20 protein-coding genes and 5 tRNA genes are annotated in these 23,177 nt (G+C 39.8%); 12 read left to right on the top strand and 13 right to left on the bottom strand.

Annotated elements, in window-relative coordinates:
• The first annotated feature begins 159 nt into the window (after positions 1-159).
• The 7 genes from pspF (at position 160) to JG479_RS05105 (ending at position 7,073) form a co-directional block, all read left to right on the top strand.
• Positions 160-1,224 (top strand): phage shock protein operon transcriptional activator, encoded by a 1,065-nt coding sequence (gene pspF / locus JG479_RS05135; protein WP_138488751.1) that lies wholly within the window; start codon positions 160-162, stop codon positions 1,222-1,224.
• 15 nt (positions 1,225-1,239) lie between these two features.
• Positions 1,240-2,847, top strand: a complete 1,608-nt coding sequence (locus JG479_RS05130) for an ABC transporter substrate-binding protein (RefSeq protein WP_193226656.1) — start codon at positions 1,240-1,242, stop codon at positions 2,845-2,847.
• A complete protein-coding gene (locus JG479_RS05125; RefSeq protein ID WP_002958336.1) occupies positions 2,847-3,881 on the top strand; it encodes an ABC transporter permease in 1,035 nt (344 codons plus the stop codon). The genes JG479_RS05130 and JG479_RS05125 overlap by 1 nt, the downstream gene beginning before the upstream one ends.
• Positions 3,868-4,761: an ABC transporter permease subunit gene (locus tag JG479_RS05120; protein ID WP_002958337.1), complete on the top strand. Its 894-nt coding sequence runs from the start codon at positions 3,868-3,870 to the stop codon at positions 4,759-4,761. Before JG479_RS05125 ends, JG479_RS05120 begins: the two co-directional genes overlap by 14 nt.
• Positions 4,762-5,754 (top strand): peptide ABC transporter ATP-binding protein, encoded by a 993-nt coding sequence (locus tag JG479_RS05115; RefSeq protein WP_002958338.1) that lies wholly within the window; start codon positions 4,762-4,764, stop codon positions 5,752-5,754.
• Positions 5,754-6,515, top strand: a complete 762-nt coding sequence (locus JG479_RS05110; RefSeq protein ID WP_200220076.1) for an ATP-binding cassette domain-containing protein — start codon at positions 5,754-5,756, stop codon at positions 6,513-6,515. The genes JG479_RS05115 and JG479_RS05110 overlap by 1 nt, the downstream gene beginning before the upstream one ends.
• 87 nt (positions 6,516-6,602) lie before the next feature.
• The gene (locus tag JG479_RS05105) at positions 6,603-7,073 is read left to right on the top strand and encodes a VOC family protein (RefSeq protein WP_138488749.1); all 471 of its coding nucleotides are present in this window, start codon (positions 6,603-6,605) and stop codon (positions 7,071-7,073) included.
• A gap of 53 nt (positions 7,074-7,126) precedes the next feature.
• Here JG479_RS05105 and JG479_RS05100 read toward each other — a convergent pair whose 3' ends face one another.
• The 11 genes from JG479_RS05100 to JG479_RS05050 form a co-directional block, all read right to left on the bottom strand.
• Positions 7,127-9,028 carry a SurA N-terminal domain-containing protein gene (locus tag JG479_RS05100; protein ID WP_024606161.1) on the bottom strand — a complete coding sequence of 634 codons (1,902 nt, stop codon included), beginning with the start codon at positions 9,026-9,028 and terminating at the stop codon, positions 7,127-7,129.
• A 171-nt stretch (positions 9,029-9,199) separates the two neighbouring features.
• Positions 9,200-9,490, bottom strand: a complete 291-nt coding sequence (locus tag JG479_RS05095; protein WP_158000827.1) for an HU family DNA-binding protein — start codon at positions 9,488-9,490, stop codon at positions 9,200-9,202.
• Positions 9,491-9,673: 183 nt separating this feature from the next.
• Positions 9,674-12,043 (bottom strand): endopeptidase La, encoded by a 2,370-nt coding sequence (gene lon, locus JG479_RS05090; RefSeq protein ID WP_200220075.1) that lies wholly within the window; start codon positions 12,041-12,043, stop codon positions 9,674-9,676.
• Positions 12,044-12,194: 151 nt separating this feature from the next.
• Complete coding sequence (clpX, locus tag JG479_RS05085) at positions 12,195-13,478, bottom strand: ATP-dependent protease ATP-binding subunit ClpX (RefSeq protein ID WP_200220074.1); 1,284 nt, start codon at positions 13,476-13,478, stop codon at positions 12,195-12,197.
• 135 nt (positions 13,479-13,613) lie between these two features.
• Positions 13,614-14,231: an ATP-dependent Clp endopeptidase proteolytic subunit ClpP gene (clpP, locus tag JG479_RS05080; RefSeq protein ID WP_002958346.1), complete on the bottom strand. Its 618-nt coding sequence runs from the start codon at positions 14,229-14,231 to the stop codon at positions 13,614-13,616.
• 164 nt (positions 14,232-14,395) lie between these two features.
• Entirely contained in the window at positions 14,396-15,700 is a 1,305-nt protein-coding gene (tig, locus tag JG479_RS05075) for a trigger factor (protein ID WP_002958347.1), read from the bottom strand.
• A 378-nt stretch (positions 15,701-16,078) separates the two neighbouring features.
• Positions 16,079-16,155, bottom strand: a tRNA-Pro gene (locus JG479_RS05070).
• A 70-nt stretch (positions 16,156-16,225) separates the two neighbouring features.
• Positions 16,226-16,302, bottom strand: a tRNA-Pro gene (locus JG479_RS05065).
• Positions 16,303-16,316: 14 nt separating this feature from the next.
• A tRNA-His gene (locus JG479_RS05060) sits at positions 16,317-16,392 on the bottom strand.
• Between the two features lie 23 nt (positions 16,393-16,415).
• Positions 16,416-16,492: transfer RNA gene (locus tag JG479_RS05055), tRNA-Arg, on the bottom strand.
• 57 nt (positions 16,493-16,549) lie between these two features.
• A tRNA-Pro gene (locus tag JG479_RS05050) sits at positions 16,550-16,626 on the bottom strand.
• A gap of 353 nt (positions 16,627-16,979) precedes the next feature.
• On the opposite strand from JG479_RS05050, the gene folD reads away from it, so the two are divergent.
• Positions 16,980-17,834: a bifunctional methylenetetrahydrofolate dehydrogenase/methenyltetrahydrofolate cyclohydrolase FolD gene (folD, locus tag JG479_RS05045; protein WP_002958348.1), complete on the top strand. Its 855-nt coding sequence runs from the start codon at positions 16,980-16,982 to the stop codon at positions 17,832-17,834.
• A gap of 73 nt (positions 17,835-17,907) precedes the next feature.
• Here folD and cysS read toward each other — a convergent pair whose 3' ends face one another.
• Positions 17,908-19,287: a cysteine--tRNA ligase gene (gene cysS, locus JG479_RS05040; RefSeq protein WP_182732700.1), complete on the bottom strand. Its 1,380-nt coding sequence runs from the start codon at positions 19,285-19,287 to the stop codon at positions 17,908-17,910.
• 155 nt (positions 19,288-19,442) lie between these two features.
• On the opposite strand from cysS, the gene JG479_RS05035 reads away from it, so the two are divergent.
• The 3 genes from JG479_RS05035 (at position 19,443) to JG479_RS05025 (ending at position 21,601) form a co-directional block, all read left to right on the top strand.
• A complete protein-coding gene (locus JG479_RS05035) occupies positions 19,443-19,934 on the top strand; it encodes a peptidylprolyl isomerase (RefSeq protein ID WP_002958350.1) in 492 nt (163 codons plus the stop codon).
• 89 nt (positions 19,935-20,023) lie between these two features.
• Complete coding sequence (locus JG479_RS05030) at positions 20,024-20,761, top strand: UDP-2,3-diacylglucosamine diphosphatase (RefSeq protein ID WP_149602324.1); 738 nt, start codon at positions 20,024-20,026, stop codon at positions 20,759-20,761.
• A gap of 54 nt (positions 20,762-20,815) precedes the next feature.
• On the top strand, positions 20,816-21,601 hold the full coding sequence (locus JG479_RS05025) for a transporter substrate-binding domain-containing protein (protein WP_002958352.1): 786 nt from the start codon (positions 20,816-20,818) through the stop codon (positions 21,599-21,601).
• Between the two features lie 2 nt (positions 21,602-21,603).
• Here the strand turns inward: JG479_RS05025 and miaE are convergent, their stop codons facing one another.
• Positions 21,604-22,365, bottom strand: a complete 762-nt coding sequence (gene miaE / locus JG479_RS05020) for a tRNA isopentenyl-2-thiomethyl-A-37 hydroxylase MiaE (RefSeq protein WP_029752263.1) — start codon at positions 22,363-22,365, stop codon at positions 21,604-21,606.
• 205 nt (positions 22,366-22,570) lie between these two features.
• Between miaE and JG479_RS05015 the strand changes: the two genes are divergently transcribed.
• Positions 22,571-23,170 carry a Yip1 family protein gene (locus JG479_RS05015; protein ID WP_193226651.1) on the top strand — a complete coding sequence of 200 codons (600 nt, stop codon included), beginning with the start codon at positions 22,571-22,573 and terminating at the stop codon, positions 23,168-23,170.
• The last annotated feature ends 7 nt before the right edge of the window (positions 23,171-23,177 follow it).

Raw genomic sequence — 23,177 nt, 5'->3', positions numbered from 1 at the left:
GTTAGTCTGCTATAACTAGTATCAATATGCTTGCCAACTTTTTAAAAGTTAAAATACACTTTATTTTCATTATGTTAAACTAAATATACAAATTTCTTTAGTTATCCCTAATTATGAAATACACTAACTGTTAGTAAAAATGACCAAGAGTTAGGAAATATGAGCCAATATCGCCAACAGGATAATTTACTCGGCCAATCAGATAGCTTTCTGTCTGTATTAGATCAGGTATCGCAACTGGCTAATTTAGATAAACCGGTACTTATTATTGGTGAACGCGGCACAGGTAAAGAGCTAATAGCAGCACGCTTACACTTTTTATCAAAACGCTGGGATCAAAACTATGTAAAGCTTAACTGTGCAGCGCTTAACGAAAACCTACTCGAAAGTGAGTTATTTGGCCACGAAAGCGGTGCTTTTACGGGGGCAAGTAAACGTCACGAAGGTCGTTTTGAACGCGCTAACAGCGGCACACTGTTTTTAGATGAATTAGCTAATACCTCAGCTATGGTACAAGAAAAACTGCTGCGCGTTATAGAATACGGTGAGTTTGAACGTGTTGGCGGCAAACAAACTGTAAAAGTAGATACCCGCTTAGTGTGTGCGACAAACGAAGATCTTCCTTATTTGGCCGAGCAAGGTGAATTTAGAAGTGATTTACTCGATCGCCTTGCCTTTGATGTAATTACCCTGCCACCACTGCGCGAACGCCAAGACGATATTATGCTTCTTGCTGAGCAGTTTGCGATGAATATGGCGCGCGATTTAGAGTGGGAACTGTTTAGCGGTTTTACCCGAAGCGCAACAGAAACACTGCTCAGTTATGATTGGCCTGGTAATATTCGTGAACTTAAAAATGTGGTTGAACGCAGTTTGTATCGCCACGGTAGTGAACATATTCCCGTTCACCAGATTATTTTAGACCCATTCGATAGCCCATTTAGACCAAAAGCGCGTATTAAAGCACCTGTAGCGGCTCAAACGGTTAATGCAGAGCCTATTGTTGTTGCGCCGCCGATTACTCAAACAAGCAATGATTCAGCCGTTGATATTCAATTTCCGTGCAGCTTAAAAGAGCGTTCAAACGACTTTGAAATAAACATGATTAATAAAGCACTCGAACATAGCCAATTTAATCAAAAGAAAACTGCAGAAGTACTTGGTTTAACGTATCATCAATTACGTGGTTATCTTAAAAAATACAACTTGTTGGATCAACAATAGTCAGAGGTTATGCGGGTGCATAAATTATTACTTGTTTTGCTTACCACCACTTTAGTTGGTTGCCTTGATAGCAAAGAAGAAATCATAGAAGAAAAAAACCAAGGCTTAGTTTATTGCGCTGAAGCTAACCCTGTGTCGTTTAATCCGCAAGTCACGACCACCGGTTCAACTATTGATATAATTGCTAACCAATTATACGACCGCTTAATTAGCATTGACCCTGTTACGGCAGAGTTTCAAAGTGAGCTGGCGACCGATTGGAAAATTAGCAAAGATGGTAAATCGATTACCTTTACCTTGCGTAAAGATGTAAAATTTCATACAACTTCTTATTTTACCCCATCGCGAGACTTTAACGCCGACGACGTTATATTCACCTTTAGCCGATTATTCGATGTCTATAATCCATATCACTTTGTGGGCGATGCTGATTACCCGTATTTTCAAAGTGTAGGAATTGATCAACTTATTCGCAAAATTGTGCGCGTGTCTGACTACCAAGTCCGTTTTGAATTGTTTAATCCTGAAAGTAGTTTTTTAGCTAATATGGCTACCGACTTTGCCGTAGTGCTTTCAGAAGAATACGCCATGAAACTTAAGAAAAATAATCAAAAAAACTTATTTGATCAGTACCCTATTGGCACCGGCCCGTATATTTATAAAGAATACCGCCGGGATCATCTTGTGCGCTTTTACCGTAACCCACTTTATTGGAAGCATGACGTTGCACTTGAGCAATTGGTTTACGATATAACCCCTAACGGCACTACGCGCATAGCAAAAATGCTGACTAAAGAGTGCGATGTAACGGCTCATCCAAGTAGTGCACAATTGAGCATTTTAGCGCAACGTGATGATATAAACGTCGAAAAAGAAACAAACTTAAACATAGGTTACTGGGCATTTAATACAGAGCGTGCCCCGTTTGACGACTTACGCGTACGCCAAGCGCTTGCGCACGCAATAGATGTAGATAAAATAATGCAGGCGGTTTATTACGGTAACGGTACTCGCGCACAATCTATTTTGCCGCCAACCTCTTGGGCATTTGAGCCACAAGAAGATATACCTACGTTTGATCCAGAACTTGCTAAAAAGTTACTTATTGAAGCAGGGTTGCCTAATGGCTTTGATATGACGATATGGGCTATGCCTGTGAGTCGTATTTATAATCCCAACGCACGTAAAATGGCTGAGCTTATGCAAAGTGATTTACGCAAAGTAGGCGTTAACGTCAGTATTGTAGAATATGAGTGGAATACGTTTATTCAACGTATTGGCGAACATCGACACGACAGTGTATTACTTGGTTGGGCCGCAGATACACCCGACCCTGATAACTTTTTTAGCCCGCTGCTGAGTTGCACCGCTACTTTTAGTGGTAAAAACCCTGCAAACTGGTGTAATCCCCAATTTGATTTATTGCTTACTAAAGCACTAGACACCACTGATTTAAACAAACGTAAAAAATACTACGAAGACGCACAAAGCTTAATTATTAAAGAGTTGCCGTTATTACCTATTGCTCATGGCTTGCGCTTTCAAGCAAGTAGCGCTGATGTGGAAGGCATAACACTTGGCCCGTTTGGTGCTATTTCGCTTGCTAATGCGAGGAAGAAATAATGATCTTAGATTATATTTTACGTCGCCTTGGCTTGTTCTTTTTTATGATACTAATGCTCAGCGTATTTACGTTTTCACTGGCGTATTTATTTCCCGGTGATCCGCTAAGTAATTTAAGTGGCATACCAAGTGGTAACTTTGCACAGCATAGTGAGCTTGAAGATAAATATTTATACAACAGCAATTACTTTATGCAATACATTGCCTTTTTAGGGAGAATATTTCAAGGCGATTGGGGGCTTTCATTTGCCTCTGGTAACAGCGTGTTTAGCCATATTATTGACTTACTACCGGCTACTTTAGAGCTAAGCGTATATGCATTAATTGTATCGGTTGTTATTGGTGTACCTACTGGCATTTTAGGCTCTGGCTATCATAAACGCTGGCCCGATAAACTTATAAACTCTGTCACTATGGTAGGTTATTCAATGCCTGTGTTTTGGCTCGCATTGTTGTTAATAATGGTTTTTTCATTAAAGCTTGGCTGGTTTCCTATGTCGGGCAGAATGGGCCTCCTTTACGAAATACCCGCCAGTACAGGGTTTATATTAATTGATATTGCTCTAGCTGGGTTTCCATATAAAGGAATGGCCTTTGTTGATGCGCTGCGCCATTTAACACTCCCTACTATTGTACTGGCCATGTATCCAACCACGGTATTAGTGCGCTTTACTCGCGAGTCTATGCTTAAGGTAATGGATCAAAACTTTATTAAAACAGCTAGGGCAAAAGGCCTTAACCGTCGTCAACTTATCATGCACCATGCACTGCGTAATGCACTACTACCGGTAATTAAGCAAATTGGTTTGCAATTTAGCACTTTGATAACACTTGCGATGATTACTGAAGTTATTTTTTCTTGGCCGGGTATTGGCCGATGGTTAATCGATAGTATTTATCAGCGTGACTTTCCTGCAATTCAAGGTGGATTAATGGCGGTGTCTTTATTTGTTATTTTAGCCTCTATTACAGCTGAGCTTACTTACACTTTATTCGATCCACTCTCGCGGAATCAGGCCCATGGCAAAGTTTAATTTATTTTCTGAAGAGTCGAATAAATCGCCACTTGCGCGATTTTGGCGCAAATTTAAAAACAATCACCCAGCTTTGGTTGGTTTATGGATATTTATGGCGTTTGCATTATTGGCCGCCACAGCTCCTTTTTTAGCGCCCTATGGCGTAAACCAACAGCATAGTGATGCACTACTCATACCGCCTTCATGGCGAGAAATGGGCGATGTACGCTTTATTTTAGGCACCGATGATTTAGGCCGTGATGTACTTTCGCGCTTAATGAATGGTGCAACATATACGTTTGGACTTTCTGTTGTAGCTGCCCTGATCACGACTCTGTTTGGTGTATTAGTGGGGACTTTTGCAGGGATCAGTAAAGGGTTGCGTTCAAGCTTTTTAAATCACTTACTTGATATTACACTTTCTATTCCTTCTTTGTTATTGGCCATAATAATAATCGCCATACTTGGCCCAGGTTTAATGAATACCGTATGGGCAATTATTTTAGCGTTACTACCGCAGTTTATTCACTCGGTGCGCAACCTAATTGTTGATGAATTAAGTAAAGATTACATTACTGCGTTTAGACTCGATGGCGCGTCTAACTGGCATATTATATCGCGCGGTATTTTCCCTAATATTTATGAGCATATTGTGGTTATATTCACGATGGCGCTTTCTACTGCGATATTAGATATTTCAGCACTGGGATTTTTAAAATTAGGGGCTCAACCACCAACGACCGAATGGGGCGCAATATTAGCCGAAAATCTAGGCCTTATTTATTTAGCGCCGTGGACTGTAGCGCTACCTGGTGTACTGTTATTTTTAGCCGTGTTATCTACTAATTTAGTAGGCGATGGCCTGCGACAAGTGCTAAAAGCACGTAAGGCTGATTAAATGCAATTACTCGATGTTCGTAACTTAACAATTGAACTACGTACCTCTGAAACTGTAATTAGAGCCGTAGACAGAGTGAGCTTTAGCTTAAAAGAAGGTGAAGTACATGCGCTTGTAGGCGAGTCTGGCTCTGGCAAAAGCTTAATAGCAAAAGCGATTATTGGTGTATTAAACGAACGCTGGGACATTACTGCCGACCGTATTCATTGGCGCGGCGTAGACCTAATGCGTTTAAGCCCAGAGAAACGCCGTAAAATAGTAAGCCAAGATATAGCGATGATCTATCAAGACCCAAGTCGCTGCCTTGACCCAACCGCTAAAATATTTGACCAAATTGCCGAAACACTCCCAGAGGTCGCAACTAAAGGTTTCTTTTTAAAACGCAACCGAGAGAGAAAAGACAGAGTAAAAGCGCTTATTCATAAGGTGGGTATTAAAAACCACGAAGCGGTACTAAGTAGTTACCCTCATGAGCTCTCAGAAGGCGTATGTCAAAAAGTAATGATTGCGATGGCCATTGCTCGAACGCCTAAGCTTTTAATCGCTGATGAGCCCACTACGGCACTTGAAAGCACAACTCGCGCACAAGTATTTAGGTTACTAAAAAGCTTAAACCAACTAAAAAACATGTCTATTTTGATGATCTCTCATGAACTTGAAGAGATTGCACATTGGTCGCATGGCATTCATGTTTTATATTGCGGGCAAATGGTTGAAGCAGGCCCAACCCATGAAATATTTAAACAGCCTCGCCATCCATACACGCAAGCATTACTAAAAAGCTTGCCAGACTACGAGCAAGGCTTAGCACATAAAGAACCTTTTTATGCGCTTAAAGGGACTATCCCTACTCTGCAACATTTGCCTATTGGCTGTCGCCTTGGGCCGCGCTGCCCACAAGCGCAAAAAGCCTGTGTGGTTACACCAGCCCTGACTAAACATCATGGGCATAGTTATGCGTGTCACTTCCCGTTAATTAAGGACATGAAGTAATGCAGCCACTGTTAAAAGTACAAGCACTTTGTAAAACCTTTAATGTGCGAGCTGGGCTTTTTTCACGTAAAAAGTTTGAAGTCCTTAAAAACATTTCATTTTGCGTAGGTAAAGGTGAAAGCATTGCCATAATTGGCGAAACAGGCGCAGGTAAAAGTACGTTAGCAAAACTACTTTCAGGAGCTGATAGCGCTGATAGCGGGCAAATTTTGCTCGAGAATAATATTATCGAAGATAATGGCGTACGCGATAATCAATGTCGCCATATTCGTATGATTTTTCAAGATTCAGCTGCATCGCTCAACCCGGGCTTAACCATTGGCGAAATGCTTGATGATTGCCTGCAATATAATACTGAGCTTGATGCTAGTGAACGCACTGAAAAGATTGATGCAACGCTTTCAAAGGTGGGTTTGTTAATCGATCATAAACACTACTACCCGCATATGTTTAGCGTGGGGCAGTTACAGCGTGTAGCGTTTTCTCGTGCATTAATTTTAGATCCTAAGGTGATTGTACTTGATGAAGCTGTTTCGTCTTTAGATCCCTCTATACGGGCGCAAATAGTAAACTTGTTACTTAAGCTGCAGAGCGATACAGGCCTTACGTATGTGATGATCACTCATCATTTAAGTTTAGTACGTCACATTAGTGATTTTGTAGTTGTACTTGATAAAGGCGAAGTGGTTGAATACGGTCCTACTGAAGATGTTTTTCAAAACCCTCAATCAAAAGTAACGCAGCGTTTATTAAGCTGCTAAAGCAGATTATAAATACCTAACTTTTTGTAAGATAACCGTATTTAACTAGGTCTTCTTGTTAATTGTATTTAATTAACAAGAGATCTCATGCTTAAACAAAAGTTACTACTTAGCCTTTCCTCATTACTCCTTCTATCTGCCTCAGCTATTGCTGATACAAATTGGGTTGGTGGCGTTGATCATTTAGGTTTAACCGTATCAAACTTAGATGCATCCAAAGCATTTTTTACTGATGTACTTGGCTTTAAAACGCTAGGGAATGACCCAGCCTATCCTGCTTATTTTTTATCAAACAATAAAATAACCATTACATTATGGCGCGTGAAAAACGATGCAAAACGTGTGGAGTTTAATCGTGCAGAAAATGTGGGCTTACACCATTTAGCACTCAGTGTTGAAAGTATCAAAAAGTTAAGCGAGCTACATGAACACTTAAAAATGCAAAATAATATTATTATAGAGTTTGCACCCGAAAACTTAGGTAGCGGCCCAACCCAACATATGATGATAAGAGAGCCTAGCGGCAATCGGATTGAGTTTATTGCCAGAGGTAATTAAAAGACAATAAAAAAGGCGCTTTAAAAGCGCCTTTCTTTATGAGCTAAAATTAATTACTCAACAGTTTGTGTAGCCGTTGGTAAGTTAAGCTCAGCATTGGCTTTAAGCGCTTCAATAAATACCATGTAGTTTTTATTAGCTTGCGCCATAGTAATGCTTTGTTTTGCTTGAGGGTCAATATTAGCTGCAACTTGTGCATCTGTTACCGACTTAAGCGCAACAATTGCTGCATCACCATTATTTAAATTAACGAGATCGACTACCGCAGAATCCGCTGGGTGAGCCATTTTAAAAGCTTGAGTCACAATAGCAGGTGAAACAGTATAGCTTTGACGTGTTAACTTAGCTTCTTGGCGAAGTGTTAAGCTTTGCTCGTTAGCAACATCGTTTAAGCTCTTACCTGCTTGTACTTCTGCAAATAAGCTACGTGCCTTTTCTTTAGCAAGCTCAGATGATTTTTCATTAACTAAACGCGCTTTAATTTCCTCGCTTACTTCGTCTAACGGCTTAGTAGCAGCAGCTTTGTGCTCGTTAATACGAACAATGATTGCATGCTCATCGCCAAGCTCAATAACTTCAGAATTTACTTTATCTTCAAGTAAATCAACTGATGTTAGTGCTGTGACAACTGCAGGGCTGTTTAACGGCTCTGGTAGAGCATTAAGTGCTAAAAGAGGTGTAGATTTAACTTCCACTTCAGCAACTTCTGCAGCATCATCTAAGCGGTCTGAAATTTCAAATGCAAGTGCACCCATTTCAGTTTGCTTTTCGTAAAATGCATCTATTTTTTCAGCTTGTTCTAATTCAGCACGTAAGTCAGCTTTAACATCGTCATACGCTTTAACTTGTTGTGGTTGAATGTCAGTAAGTTTAATTATGTGATAACCAAACTCAGAAGTGACAACGTCAGAAATATCACCTTTATTTTCAAGCGCGAAAGCCGCGTCTTCAAATGCAGGGTCCATTACGTCACGCTCAATCCACTCAAGATCGCCGCCCATTTCGCCACTAACAATATCGTCAGACGATGATTGTGCTAACTCAGCAAAGTCTGCACCTTGCTCTAGCTGTGCATGAAGAGCATTGGCTTTTTCTTTTGCTGCATCATCGTCTTCACTGTTATCAATTAAGATATGTGATACGCGACGCTTTTCTGGCTCAACGTATTGTGCTTTGTTTTGCTCATAATACGCTTTAACGTCATCCTCGGTTACCGATTCAACATTGATATCTGCTGCTTTAAGCTCAATGTAACTTACTGAGATAAGCTCTGGAGATAAAAATTGAGATGCGTTTAAGTCGTAGTAATCAGATACTTCTTGATCTGATACTTCAACATTCGCCGCAAGTGCCTCTTTGTTTACAACTACGTAATCAATACTACGAGTTTGCTGCTGAAGAGCAATTGCGCTTTTCAGCTCGCTCTCTAGGGCAAAGTCTGTACCTGCAACAGCAGATACTACCTGGCTGCGTGTCATATCTTTACGTAAATATTCACGAAAAGCATCTGGTTGAAAATTCATTTGACGAATTACTTGTAGGTAACGGTCGTTATTAAATTTTTCACCAATTTGAAAGTATGGTAATTCTAAAATTGTTTTACGTACACTTTCGTCGCTTACGCGAAGGCCTAAATCAGCCGCTAGCTGTGATTGCAATTCTTGTTGTACTAAGCGGTCAACTACACCTTGACGAATTTGTGCCATGTAATTTGGATCAGCTGCAATTTGTGTAAAGTATTCACCAAATTGTTGCTCTAAACGGCTACGTTCATTTTGGTAAGCACGGTTAAAATCGGTTTGACTAATTTTAATTCCATTTACTTCAGCAACGGGTTGTTCTGTGGTTTGACCTAAGTAACTACCGATCCCTGCTAAGGCAAAAGATAAAATCACCGCGCCTAAAATTATTTTGGCTACAGGTCCTTGCGAACCTTCTCTGATTTTCTCAAGCATTTGTTTATCTCTTTTTGATCAAGGTATTTTACCTTGTCACATGTAAAAAAAGCGTATCTTACCAGATACGCTTTTTCACTTGAAGTAACTGGCGGAAAAGTTACTTAACTCATCTGTTGTGGTGAATCAGTAACTTTACACTCGCCATAACTAATGTGTTTAAAACAGTGATTAGTTTACTGCGTCTTTAAGCGCTTTACCGGCTTTGAAAGCTGGAATAGTTGCAGCAGCAATTTGGATAGTTTCACCAGTTTGCGGGTTACGGCCTGAACGTGCAGCACGTTCACGTACTGAGAAAGTACCAAAACCTACAAGTGCAACTGAGTCGCCATCTTTTAGCGCGCCAGATACAGATTCGATGAATGAATCTAGTGCACGACCTGCAGCCGCTTTAGAAATGTCAGCATCAGCTGCGATTTGATCGATTAATTGAGATTTATTCACAATATCATCCTCTTTCATTGTTATTATCAAGAGCGATGGTTTTTTAAACTAACATCACTTTTTTGAAAATTTTAGAGCAAACTTTTAATGCCCACATGATTATATTTTTCTTAAGCCTAGGCCCCGTAAGGGCTAGGCTTGAAAACCAGTGCTTAACTTATCATACCGTTTAGATTTGAAAAGCCCTAAAAAGCACTTTTTTTATGTTTTTTCTTGGTTTTTAGGTGTTTCGACCGAAAAACTCTCAACAGGATGCACTAAAGCAAGCTTTAACACCTCGTCAATCCAAGTAACTGGGTGAATATCAAGACCTGCCAGCACGTTGTCTGGTATCTCTTTTAAGTCACGTTCGTTAATTTTTGGAATGATCACTGTTTTAATTCCACCACGATGCGCCGCTAATAACTTCTCTTTTAAGCCACCAATCGGAAGTACTTCACCGCGTAGTGTAATTTCACCAGTCATAGCAACATCTGCTCGTACAGGATTACCCGTTAAGCTAGATACAAGACCCGTTACCATTGCTGCGCCCGCACTAGGACCATCTTTTGGTGTTGCGCCTTCAGGTACGTGTACGTGAATATCACGTTTTTCGTAAAAGTCGCTGTTAATACGGAAAGTATCTGCTCGATTACGCACAACCGTCATTGCCGCTTGAATCGACTCTTGCATTACATCGCCAAGAGAACCGGTGTAACTTAACTTGCCTTTACCTGGCACTGCCGCACATTCAATTGTTAGCAAATCACCGCCAACTTCTGTCCATGCTAAACCTGTAACTTGACCAATACGGTCGCCATCTTCAGCTTTGCCATAGTCAAAGCGCTGCACACCTAAAAAGTCTTCTAGGTTATCTTGATTGATGGTCACTATTTTAGTGTCTTTTTCAAGTAAGATATTTTTAACGGCTTTACGACATAGTTTCGAAATTTCGCGCTCTAAGTTACGTACACCCGCTTCACGTGTGTAATAACGAATAATGCCAATAATTGCGCTGTCTTCGATAACTATTTCAGACTCTTTTAAGCCGTTACGTTTAACTTGTTTAGTAATTAAGTGCTCTTTTGCAATGTTTAGCTTTTCATCTTCGGTGTAACCCGACAAGCGAATAACTTCCATACGGTCCAATAATGGACCAGGAATGTTAAAGCTGTTTGATGTTGCTACAAACATAACGTCAGATAAATCGTAATCGACTTCAAGATAGTGATCGGCAAAATGACTGTTTTGCTCCGGATCAAGCACCTCTAACAATGCTGATGCTGGGTCGCCACGCATATCTGATGACATTTTATCGATTTCATCTAATAAGAATAATGGGTTTTTAACGCCCACTTTTGTCATGTTTTGAATTAGCTTACCTGGCATTGAACCTATGTATGTACGACGATGACCGCGAATCTCAGCTTCATCACGTACGCCGCCAAGCGCCATACGAACATACTTACGACCAGTAGAACGTGCAATAGATTGCCCTAGTGATGTTTTGCCAACACCTGGTGGTCCAACTAAACATAAAATTGGCCCTTTGAGCTTATTAGTACGCAGTTGTACTGCGAGGTACTCAATAATGCGTTCTTTTACTTTATCTAAGCCGTGGTGATCGCTATCGAGAATTTTTTGTGCGCCTGCTAAGTCTTTTTTCACTTTAGAGCGTTTTTTCCATGGCACATTAATTAATGTATCTATGTATGAACGCACTACAGTTGCTTCTGCAGACATTGGCGACATCATTTTAAGCTTATTGAGCTCTGTAGTTGCCTTTTCTTTAGCTTCATCAGGCATGCCAGAATCTTCAATACGCTTTTTAAGCGCTTCAAATTCATCAGGCACATCATCAAGCTCACCAAGTTCTTTTTGAATGGCTTTCATTTGCTCATTGAGGTAATACTCGCGCTGAGATTTTTCCATCTGCTTTTTAACGCGGGTACGAATTTTCTTCTCAACTTGCAATAAGTCTATTTCGCCTTCCATTAGTGCCATTAAATATTCAAGACGTTCTGTGACACTTGAAATTTCGAGCACTTTTTGTTTTTCAGGTACTTTAAGCGGCATATGCGCTGCCATTGTGTCGGCAAGACGTGCTGGCTCATCAATACCTGAAACCGAAGTTAGTACTTCAGGTGGAATTTTTTTATTTAGCTTTACATAGCCTTCAAACTGGCTAATTGCGCTTCGGATAAAAATATCTTGCTCTTGTTCATCTACAGAATCAGATTCAATAAATTGAGCATTAGCGACAAAAAAGTCATCGTTATCTACAAATTCTTCAATTTGTGCGCGCTGTGTACCTTCGACTAAAACTTTAACTGTACCGTCTGGTAATTTTAATAACTGAAGTACAGTGGCAATAGTACCGATACGATAAATATCATCTTGCTCTGGTTCATCTACAGTTGCATCTTTTTGTGCAACCAAGAAAATTTGTTTGTCTTTGTCCATTGCCGCTTCTAGGCATTTTATTGATTTTTCACGGCCAACAAAAAGCGGGATCACCATGTGCGGGTATACCACAACATCGCGCAGTGCAAGGACTGGGATTTCGACTCGGTCGGTTCTCTCAAGCGTCATTATAGTTTCTCTTCGCACTTCATTTATTTTAAAGATTACTCAAGTATATGGGGATAACCTAATTAAAGTTCAACAATTTTCCCTAACTCGATTAAATTAATTATAAAAAAAGGAGCCTAAGGCTCCTTTTTCCATTCAAATAGCTTAAAAACTATTCTGATGCAGCTTTATCTTGTTTATTATTTTCATAAATCAAGATTGGATCTGACTCACCTTTAATAACGGTTTCATCAATAACCACTTTGCTTACATCATCCATTGAAGGAAGTTCGTACATAGTATCAAGTAATACACCTTCAACAATCGAACGAAGACCACGTGCGCCTGTTTTACGCTCCATTGCTTTGTGGGCAATTGCAGCTAAGGCATCATCGCGAAACTCAAGTTCAACGTCTTCCATACCAAACAATACTGAAAACTGTTTAGTAATCGCGTTTTTAGGTTCACTCAATATTTGTACAAGAGCTGCTTCATCAAGTTCTGTTAACGTAGCCACTACCGGCAAACGGCCTATGAACTCAGGAATTAAGCCATATTTGACTAAATCTTCTGGCTCTACATCTTTAAATGTTTCACTTAAAGAACGACTCGCCGCAGACTCTTTTACGCTAACGCCAAAACCGATACCGGTGTTTTTATGGCTACGTTGCTCAATTACTTTATCTAGGCCTGAAAATGCACCACCACAAATAAACAAGATTTTAGATGTATCTACTTGTAAAAACTCTTGCTGTGGATGTTTACGACCACCTTGCGGTGGAACAGAAGCAACGGTGCCTTCAATCAGTTTAAGTAGCGCCTGTTGAACGCCCTCGCCTGATACGTCACGCGTAATTGAAGGGTTATCTGATTTACGAGAAATCTTGTCAATTTCATCGATGTAGACAATACCGCGCTGTGCTTTTTCAACATCGTAATCGCACTTTTGTAAAAGCTTTTGAATGATGTTTTCAACATCTTCACCTACATAACCTGCTTCGGTTAATGTAGTGGCATCGGCCATAGTAAACGGCACGTCAAGTAGGCGCGCTAATGTTTCTGCAAGTAATGTTTTACCACTACCTGTTGGGCCGATAAGCAAAATATTACTTTTACTTAATTCAATGTCTTGCTCAGTCGATTGGTTACGTAGGCGTTTATAATGATTATAAACGGCAACAGACAATACTTTTTTAGCATGGTCTTGACCAATAACATAATCGTCTAAGTGTTTACGAATTTCTTTTGGTACAGGTAGTTTGTCAGACGTATCATGCTTAGGAGCAATGTCTTTGATCTCTTCCCTGATAATATCGTTACACAACTCTACACATTCATCACAAACGTATACTGAAGGGCCTGCAATTAATTTACGCACTTCATGTTGGCTTTTGCCACAAAAAGAGCAGTATAACAATTTATTACTTTTGTCGCCGTCTGTAGGAGTGTCAGACATTCAGCTACCTCATTTTATTACGTTGGCCACCAAAATTATTGGCGGCTATTTCAATACGCTTTAACTATACCAAAATTTATTGGTTTTCGCATAGTAACTCAAAGTGGCAAACAGGTAGTCCTGTTTACCAAGCGCTTACTTTTTGTCGCGATTTGTAAACACAGAGTCTACCAAACCGTAATCTACAGCTTGCGAAGCACTCATGAAGTTATCACGATCTGTGTCTTTAGAGATAATATCCAATGGTTGGCCTGTATGCTCAGCCATTAAGCGGTTAAGCTTATCTTTAATAGACAGAATTTCTTTAGCGTGTATTTCAAAGTCAGATGCTTGACCTTGGAAACCACCTAATGGTTGGTGAATCATCACACGTGAGTTTGGTAGGCAAAAACGCTTACCTTTAGCACCAGCAGTAAGTAAAAAAGCACCCATGCTTGCAGCTTGACCTACACATATTGTACTTACATCTGGTTTGATGAAGTTCATTGTGTCGTAAATAGCCATACCCGCAGTTACTGAACCACCTGGTGAGTTGATATATAAAAAGATATCTTTATCAGGGTTCTCTGATTCTAAAAATAGCATTTGCGCTAAGATCAGATTTGCCATGTTGTCTTCAACTTGACCTGTTAAAAAGATAATACGCTCTTTTAATAATCTCGAATAAATATCATACGAGCGCTCGCCTTTTGGTGTTTGTTCAACAACCATTGGGACCAATGCATTTAGGGGATCTGTAATACCAGTATTCATACTTATTTAATTCCTTATGCGCTTATACTTATCCTTATTATAAGGAAGCATAGTTATCGTTTTTCGCAAATTTAGAGCCAAAAACTAAAATGGCCCGGGCACGCTGTATAAACAGAGTAACACGAGCCATTTAATCGTTAGCGAGAGCTTAAGTCAATGACTTATTAAGCACCTTGCTGTGGATTCATGATGTCATCAAATGCTTTTTCAACATCAGTAACAACTGCTTTAGCTAAAATAGCTTCAACAGCTTGCTCTTCCATTGCTACATTACGCATTTGCTGCATAAGTTGATCATTACCTTTGTAGTATTCTACTACTTCAGTTGGATCTTCGTATGCAGAAGCTACTGTTGCGATTAATGCTTCAACTTTAGCATCATCAACTTTGATGTCGTTAGCTTTAATCACTTCACCTAATAAAAGGCCAGTTTTAACACGTGTTACAGCTTGCTCGTGGAACAATTCAGCTGGAAGCTCTGGCATGTTTTGAGCGTCGCCGCCAAAACGTTGAGCTGCTTGCTGACGTAGAGCATCAACTTCTTGATCAACAAGTGCTTTAGGCACTTCGATTTCGTTGTTAGCTAAAAGACCTTTGATTGCTTGGTCTTTAACGCTTGCTTTAACCGCTTGGTCTAGCTCACGTGTCATGTTCTTTTTAACTTCTTCTTTAAGCGCGTCTACGCCGCCTTCGGTAACACCGAATTTAGTTGCAAACTCTTCGCTTAATTCTGGTAATTCTTGCGCTTCAACTTTTTTCACTGTGATAGTGAATTGAGCCGCTTTACCTTTTAAGTTTTCAGCGTGGTAATCATCAGGGAAAGTTACATCAGCAACTACTTCTTCGCCTGCTTTTTTACCTACGATGTTATCTTCAAAACCTGGGATCATACGACCTTGGCCAAGTTCTAATGGGAAGTCTTCAGCTTTGCCGCCTTCAAATACTTCACCGTCGATAGTACCTACGAAATCAACTGTTACACGGTCGTTTTCGCCAGCAGCTGCATCAACATCAGCCCACGCTGCGTGTTGCTTACGAAGTGTTTCTAGCATGTTAGCTAAATCTTCGTCAGTTACTGTTACTGCTGGTTTTTCAACAGTAATTTTATCTAAACCTTGAACTTCAACTTCAGGGTAAACTTCAAACGTTGCTGAGAATTCTAAATCTTTACCTGCTTCAAGTGATTTAGGAGCGAATGTAGGCGCGCCAGCTGGGTTGATTTTTTCAGAAACGATTGCTTCAATGTAATTACGTTGCATTACTTCGCCAGCAACTTCTTGACGAACTGCAGGGCCAAAACGCTTGTTAATTACAGATACTGGAACTTTACCAGCACGGAAACCATCTATACGCTGTGTTTTTGACAGTTGTTGTAGGCGTTTTTTTACTTCGGTCTCAACGTTCTCTGAAGGAACGGTGATAGTTATACGGCGCTCAAGGCCTTGGGTCGTCTCAACAGAAACTTGCATGATTTACCTCAATATTCAATTTTGGCGACTGTTCGCCTTCCTTTACAAACAAAGTGTTCTGCATGAGTCTTGATAAAGTTTAAGCGGTTTTTCACACTTAAAAGCATCCGTCGCTACCATGAGACACCATTGCTGCTTTGCCCTTCGGGCACTATGTTAAACAATAGACGCGGCATTATAACCTAATATTTATGATAGTCGAGTATAGGGGGCAATTATTTGGACTAGATAAGGGACTATAAAGACTAACTGAATAAAAAACAGGCTAACTACGGACTAAATAGAATAAAATAGAAATTATTTAATAGAATTATAGGCTAACAGATTTAGATTTATAACTTAGAGGAGTTTACTTATTGTTCTTATTGGATAAGAAAATGGTCGGCGATGCAGGATTTGAACCTGCGACCCCTTGGACCCAAACCAAGTGCGCTACCAAACTGCGCTAATCGCCGACATTGAAGAGTTAACTTCTTTTTTCATACTGAACACTTAAACTGAGAGTTTAAGACCATTTTAAGAAAATGGTCGGCGATGCAGGATTTGAACCTGCGACCCCTTGGACCCAAACCAAGTGCGCTACCAAACTGCGCTAATCGCCGATATTCGTTGTAAATGGGGTGACTGATGGGGCTCGAACCCACGACAACCGGAATCACAATCCGGGGCTCTACCAACTGAGCTACAATCACCGCTATATTTACATGTTTTCAAATGGTGCACCCAGAAGGATTCGAACCTTCGACCGACGCCTTAGAAGGGCGTTGCTCTATCCAGCTGAGCTATGGGCGCATCGAAAACTTCATAGTTTACCAATAAGCTATTCGATTATAAAAAATTATAAAAAAATGGTCGGCGATGCAGGATTTGAACCTGCGACCCCTTGGACCCAAACCAAGTGCGCTACCAAACTGCGCTAATCGCCGAAACTTATTATTGCTAGCGAGTGACCTCGTTGACAACGGGGTGCATAATAGTGATTTGACGGGGTTAGGTCAAACGTTTTTTTAAGAAAACCAATCAAGTGCTCATTTTTAGTGCACAATGGTTAAATATTACAATAGTCGGCTGAATTTTAAACTATTTAACAGCTCAAACGTTATATACCTTAAAAGCAACTTGGCGCTGCTATGCTTTTCTGCGAAAATAGTAGGCACATTATAAAACGAGTTAAATAAAGAGCGTATTTTTCTTTATTAGCATTTTTACCCCTATTTTATTATGCATTCGTTTTTAGAGTATCGGTATCTAGTTAATTAACCCCAATTAAAGGTCACCCATGACGGCAAACATCATTGATGGTAAGGCAATCGCAAAACAAGTACGTAGCGCTGTAGCAGAACGCGTAAGTGAACGTGTAGCAAATGGTTTACGTGCACCAGGACTTGCAGTAGTACTTGTAGGACTTGATCCAGCAAGCCAAGTTTATGTTGGTTCAAAACGTAAAGCCTGTGAAGAAGTAGGTTTTATCTCTAAATCATTTGATTTACCAGCAGACACACAAGAGCAAACTCTTTTAGATTTAATTGACGAGCTAAATAATGATGCCGAAGTTGATGGAATTTTAGTGCAGTTACCACTGCCAAAAGGTCTTGATGCTGAAAAGATTTTAGAACGTATTACCCCACATAAAGATGTTGATGGATTTCATCCATATAACATTGGTCGATTAGCACAGCGTATGCCTGCCCTTCGCCCATGTACGCCTAAAGGTATAATTACATTACTTGATTCAACGGGTGTACGTTATAAAGGGATGCATGCAGTTGTCGTTGGCGCGTCAAATATTGTTGGTCGTCCAATGTCGTTAGAGCTTTTATTAGCAGGTTGTACTACCACTGTGTGCCATAAATTTACTCAAGACTTAGAAACACATGTTCGCCGCGCTGACTTATTAGTTGTGGCTGTCGGTAAACCTGAATTTATACCGGGAGATTGGATAAAAGAGGGCGCTATTGTTATCGATGTGGGCATTAACCGCTTAGATACGGGTAAATTAGTCGGTGATGTTCAATACAGTGTGGCCGAACAAAAAGCGCATTTTATTACACCTGTACCAGGTGGCGTTGGCCCGATGACTGTCGCAAGCTTAATTGAAAACACACTTGAAGCGTGTGAAAAGTATCACAGCTAAGCTGTTAAATAATTAAAAAAGGGGTTGCCATTTGGCAACCCCTTTTTAGTTTGACCTGAATTACTTTAAACGCTTACGCTTTACGCCACGTTGTTTTACCAGCTGAATCTTCAAGTATTACACCTAATGCATTAAGTGCATCACGTGCTTCATCAGCAGCAGCCCAGTCCTTACTAGCACGTGCTTCATTACGTTTTACAATTAATGCTTCAATTGTCGCAACTTCGTCGTCATCTTGCCCACCTTGTAAAAAAGCTTCCGGTGCTTGTTGAGCAACGCCTAACACTTCACCAAGGCTACGCAGTATAAACGCTAACTTGCCAGCTTGACCTGCGTCACTTTCTTTTACGCGGTTTAATTCTTTAGCAAGTTCGAACAACACAGGTAGTGCTTCTGGTGTATTAAAGTCATCATTCATTGCTTTTCTAAATTTAGCAACAAACTCATTGCCTTCTAAATCGCATTCTACCGGTACGACATCACGAAGCGCTGTATAAATGCGTTCAAGTGATGAGCGCGCTTGGTCTAAATTTTCTTGTGAGTAATTTAATTGGCTGCGGTAATGCCCTGAAATTAAAAAGTAACGAACAGATTCGGCATCGTATGCTTTTAAAACTTCACGCACAGTAAAAAAGTTATCTAACGACTTAGACATTTTTTCTTTATTTACTTGCACCATGCCAGTATGTATCCATGTATTTACATACTTGCCGTTGTTTGCACAGCACGACTGGGCAATTTCGTTTTCATGATGTGGAAACTGTAAATCAGACCCGCCACCGTGAATATCAAAATGCTCTCCTAAGTGTTTTGAGCTCATTGCCGAACATTCAATATGCCAACCAGGACGCCCATCACCCCACGGTGATGACCATGATGGCTCACCTGCTTTGGCTTTTTTCCATAACACAAAATCAAGTGGATCGTCTTTATCTTGCGCTACTTCAACACGAGAACCTGATTGCAACATAGTTAAATCTTGCTGAGAAAGCGCACCGTATTGCTCAAACGTTGATACATCAAACAAAACATCGCCATCAGCTGCAACATAGGCATGGCCTTTTTCAATCAAGCGCTTAACCATAGCGATGATTTCATCCATATGGCTTGTAACTGTTGGTTCAATATCTGGGCGTAGCATATTTAGGCTATCAAAATCTTCATGCATCGCTTTAGTCATGCGCACAGTTAAGTCGTTTATTGACTCACCATTTTCATTTGCGCGTTTAATTATTTTATCGTCGATATCTGTAATGTTACGTACATACTTTAAATCGTAACCAATATGACGTAAATAGCGCACAATAACGTCAAAACCAACAAAAGTACGAGCGTGTCCAATATGGCAGTAATCATAAATGGTGATACCACACACATACATGTCGATTTTGCCTTCGACCATAGGTTTAAATTGCTCTTTTTGTCGCGTGAGTGTGTTGTATATATTTACCATTTACCTTGAGTCCTTGACTATTTACTTGAACAGTTATGTTACCACTTGAAAAGCCCCTGCTCTAGCGCTTTATAACAAACCAAACATCTACTTTGTTAATCTTAGCCAACTACGATAAAATAGCGCCAATATTTAAACCAGATATAGGAAAACACATGGTTGTTCTACACACCAATTTTGGTGACATCACCATTAAAATGTTTGAGCAAGAAGCTCCAAACACAGTTAAAAACTTTTTAGAGTATGCAAATGCTGATTTTTTCAACGGCACTATCTTTCATCGTGTAATCGATGGTTTTATGGTTCAAGGCGGTGGTTTTGTACCAGGTATGGAACAAAAAGAAGTTAACGACCCAATTAAAAATGAAGCTAATAATGGCCTATCTAACAAGATAGGTACTTTAGCAATGGCGCGTACGCCTGATCCTCATTCAGCTACAGCGCAGTTTTTCATTAACGTGAATAACAACGACTTTTTAAACCACAGCAGCGAAACATCGCAAGGCTGGGGTTACTGTGTTTTTGCTGAAGTAGTAGAAGGCATGGACGTAGTAAATAAGATAAAAGGCGTAGCAACAGGTAGTACTGGTTTTCACCAAGACGTGCCTCTTGAAGATGTGATCATCGAAAGCGTTACTGTTAGCTAATAGTAAGTTTACCCACGTAATGTGGAGTATCAGCGGGCATTTACGCAATGTGTATACGCCCGCTTTATTTATATCGAAAAGACTGACCTATGACTCGCCAAACTTACTTTATTGCAGATTTACACCTAAGCGAAAACCGCCCCGACATTAGCGCTGCATTTTTTGACTTTTTAAATACGCATATACTAAATAAAGATGTAGATGCACTTTATATTTTGGGTGATTTTTTTGAAGTATGGGTTGGAGATGACTACATTACAGCGCTGAGTGCCGATGTAGCAAAGTATTTAAGCGCCGTTAATGATGGTGGGACACCTGTTTATTTTATACATGGCAACCGTGATTTCATCATGCGCAAGCAATATGCAGACATGGCCGCAATGACTTTACTCGAAGAACAAACTGTCATTGATTTATATGGTACGCCTACCGTTATTTTACATGGCGACGAAATGTGTACTCAAGATACTGAGTATCAAAAATTTCGTAAAAAAAGCCGTGGTTGGTGGTGGCCAAAATTAATGCTTGCAATGCCACTTTGGTATCGTAAAAAAATAGCGCGTAATGCCCGCGAAAAAAGTAAGTTGAGCCAAGCTGATAAACCTATCGAAATTTTAGACGTTGTAGATGAAGCCGTGCTTGCTACCTTTGCCAAACATAACGTTACTAATATGATTCATGGTCATACTCACCGCCCTAATGTTCATACCTATAAAGTTAATGAACAAACGCTTACTCGTACAGTGCTAGGTGACTGGTATACCCAAGGCTCTTATTTAGTCGTTACCCCTCAATCACAAGAATTAATTAGCACGCCTTTCGCATAATTTAAAATCCTGACTATTATTTAACTATATATTTGAATAATAGTGAGAGGTTTAATGATTAAGCTGTTAATTTTCATCGTAGTAATTGCCATTCCTACCAAAGTATTTAGCGAGCAAACATGGCAAATTGTTACTGAAAACTACCCTCCCTATTTTAGCGAAAACCTTCCTGATAACGGTTGGTTATACGAAATCACTCAATCAGCCCTTAAAACTCAAGGCATTAATAGCGAAGCCGAGTTTACGACATGGGACCGCGCCCTAAAGCTATTAGAAAAAAAGAGAAAAACAGCTATTTTAGGCGCTTTTTATTCATTAAAAAGAAATGAAGTTTTTTACTACTCTCGCCCACTTGCAGTTGCTCATTCAGGAATTTTTAAACGCAAAGAGAGTGCTATTAATTTCGATGGTACAGTCCAATCATTAACACCTTATAGTATTGGTACAGAAGATAATGCCTTTGTAAGCCAAGAGTTTACAAGAAATACTGAGCTGGCAATAACATCTACTAAAAGCCTTCCTACAAGTTTATACCTGCTACAACAAGGTCGTATCGATTTGGTCGCAGGCACTAAAGAAGTAGGGAAGTATTGGCTTGAGCATAATAACGAAGTTGATTTAGATAAGAATAAAATTGAGTACTTATTGCCAGATCTTGCTTCTCATAAACTATATTTAGTTGTCTCTAAATCAAATTACAGAGCAAAAGAGTACTTACAAAAATTTAATAGAGGGATTGATATAATAATTGAAAACGGAAGCATTGCTGAAATCATGAAAAAACACAATTTCAGCAATCAAAAAACAGCTGAATACATTAATTTTTTAAAAGAAAATTAGCTTTATGCTATTGGCAGGCCACTATGAAACTTAAAATCTTCATCCTGTGATGAAATTAATTCGGCTTCAATCTCGCCAAATTCTTTAACTCGTTCGGTAATATCAAAATCAGCAATTTCTTGCGCTAAAGTTAGATAATCTTGGTAGTGACGGGCTTCAGAGCGCAGCAGCGAAATATAAAAATCACCTAAACGTTTGTCAACATGCGGCGCAAGCTTTGCGAAACGCTCACACGAACGCGCCTCAATGTAAGCGCCTACAATTAATTTATCAACAAGGGCGTTTGGCTCAAACGTTTTAACATGACGAAGCATGCCTTTTGCATAACGACATGGTGTAATGCTTTGGTACTCTACACCGTACTCGTCCATAATTTCGAGCACTTGGTAAAAATGATGCAACTCTTCTTTTATCAACAATACCATTTTATCAATTAAATCTTGTCCATATGGCGAATTAGATTTAGGAATTATTGATTTAGTTAGCTTATTTTTAGCAGCGAGATCACGCCAATTTCCTTCACGCTTATAAATAAGCGTTTCAAATGGCTTTAGCCACTCGAGTAAGGCATCACTGCCCTCTTTATCAACAGCGTATTTACGTATTAAAAACATCGCACTTTGAGCCGCTTTTAACTCACAAATTAAGTGATCGATTAAGATTACTGATAAGTTCTCTTTTTTAATTGCCTGCTCCACCCACTGCTGCGGGGTTGTACACACTAAAAAGTTATTGATCGGCTCTAAAAGTTGGCTATGTGGCACGTTGACTGCTCATTACTAAATAAATTTGATAGAGCATTATTTTAACACGAAATTTTGTTTGGGATAAATCAAAGCCCTAACCTGTGCAAAATGTTAATAGTGAGTTAACTTGACTTTGCAAAATAAGTGAACCATAACTGTACATAGACTGTATAAAAATAAACCAACCAAAACAGTAATACGTTCCTTTTATGGAGTAAGCACTATGATACTAAATCATCTCTGGGGCATTTATGCTCACCCACTTGAAGAATGGCAAACAATAGATAATCGCCATGAAAGTTTAACCTATAGTTTGTCGCATATTTTACTGATTGCTTTGTTTCCTTCAATAATGGGTTATTACTCATCTGTTTATTTAGGATGGAGTATAGGCGCAGGCAATCCTGTATTTTTAACGCACGATAGTGCGCTATTAATTGCAGTTGCAATGTATTTTGCTTTAATAGCGGGTGTTTTTGCATTGGCGTATTTGGCTCATTGGATGGCCGTTACATTTGGCTCTAAGCCTACATTTACACAAACACTTGAACTTGCAGCTTATACTGCAACACCTGTGTTTATGTCGGCGCTTGCCGCCTTTTGGCCTGTACTTTGGTTTGTAGTGTGTATTGGAATTATTGCACTAGCTTACTCGGTCTACTTACTTTATACCGGCGTACCAATACTTATGCATATTCCACAAGAGCGTGGCTTTATTTATGCCAGCTCGGTTGTAACGTGTGGATTAATATTACTAGTTATTATTTTAGCTGTAACAGCTATGCTTTGGACAAATGGGATTGTTAGTCCAATGTTTACTTAATAAAGTT

It is taken from the genome of Pseudoalteromonas sp. LC2018020214, from assembly GCF_016598755.1.
Taxonomy (GTDB): domain Bacteria; phylum Pseudomonadota; class Gammaproteobacteria; order Enterobacterales; family Alteromonadaceae; genus Pseudoalteromonas; species Pseudoalteromonas distincta.
The sequence above is the reverse complement of the archived record's forward strand: the minus strand, read 5'-3'. Positions and strand labels throughout refer to the sequence as shown.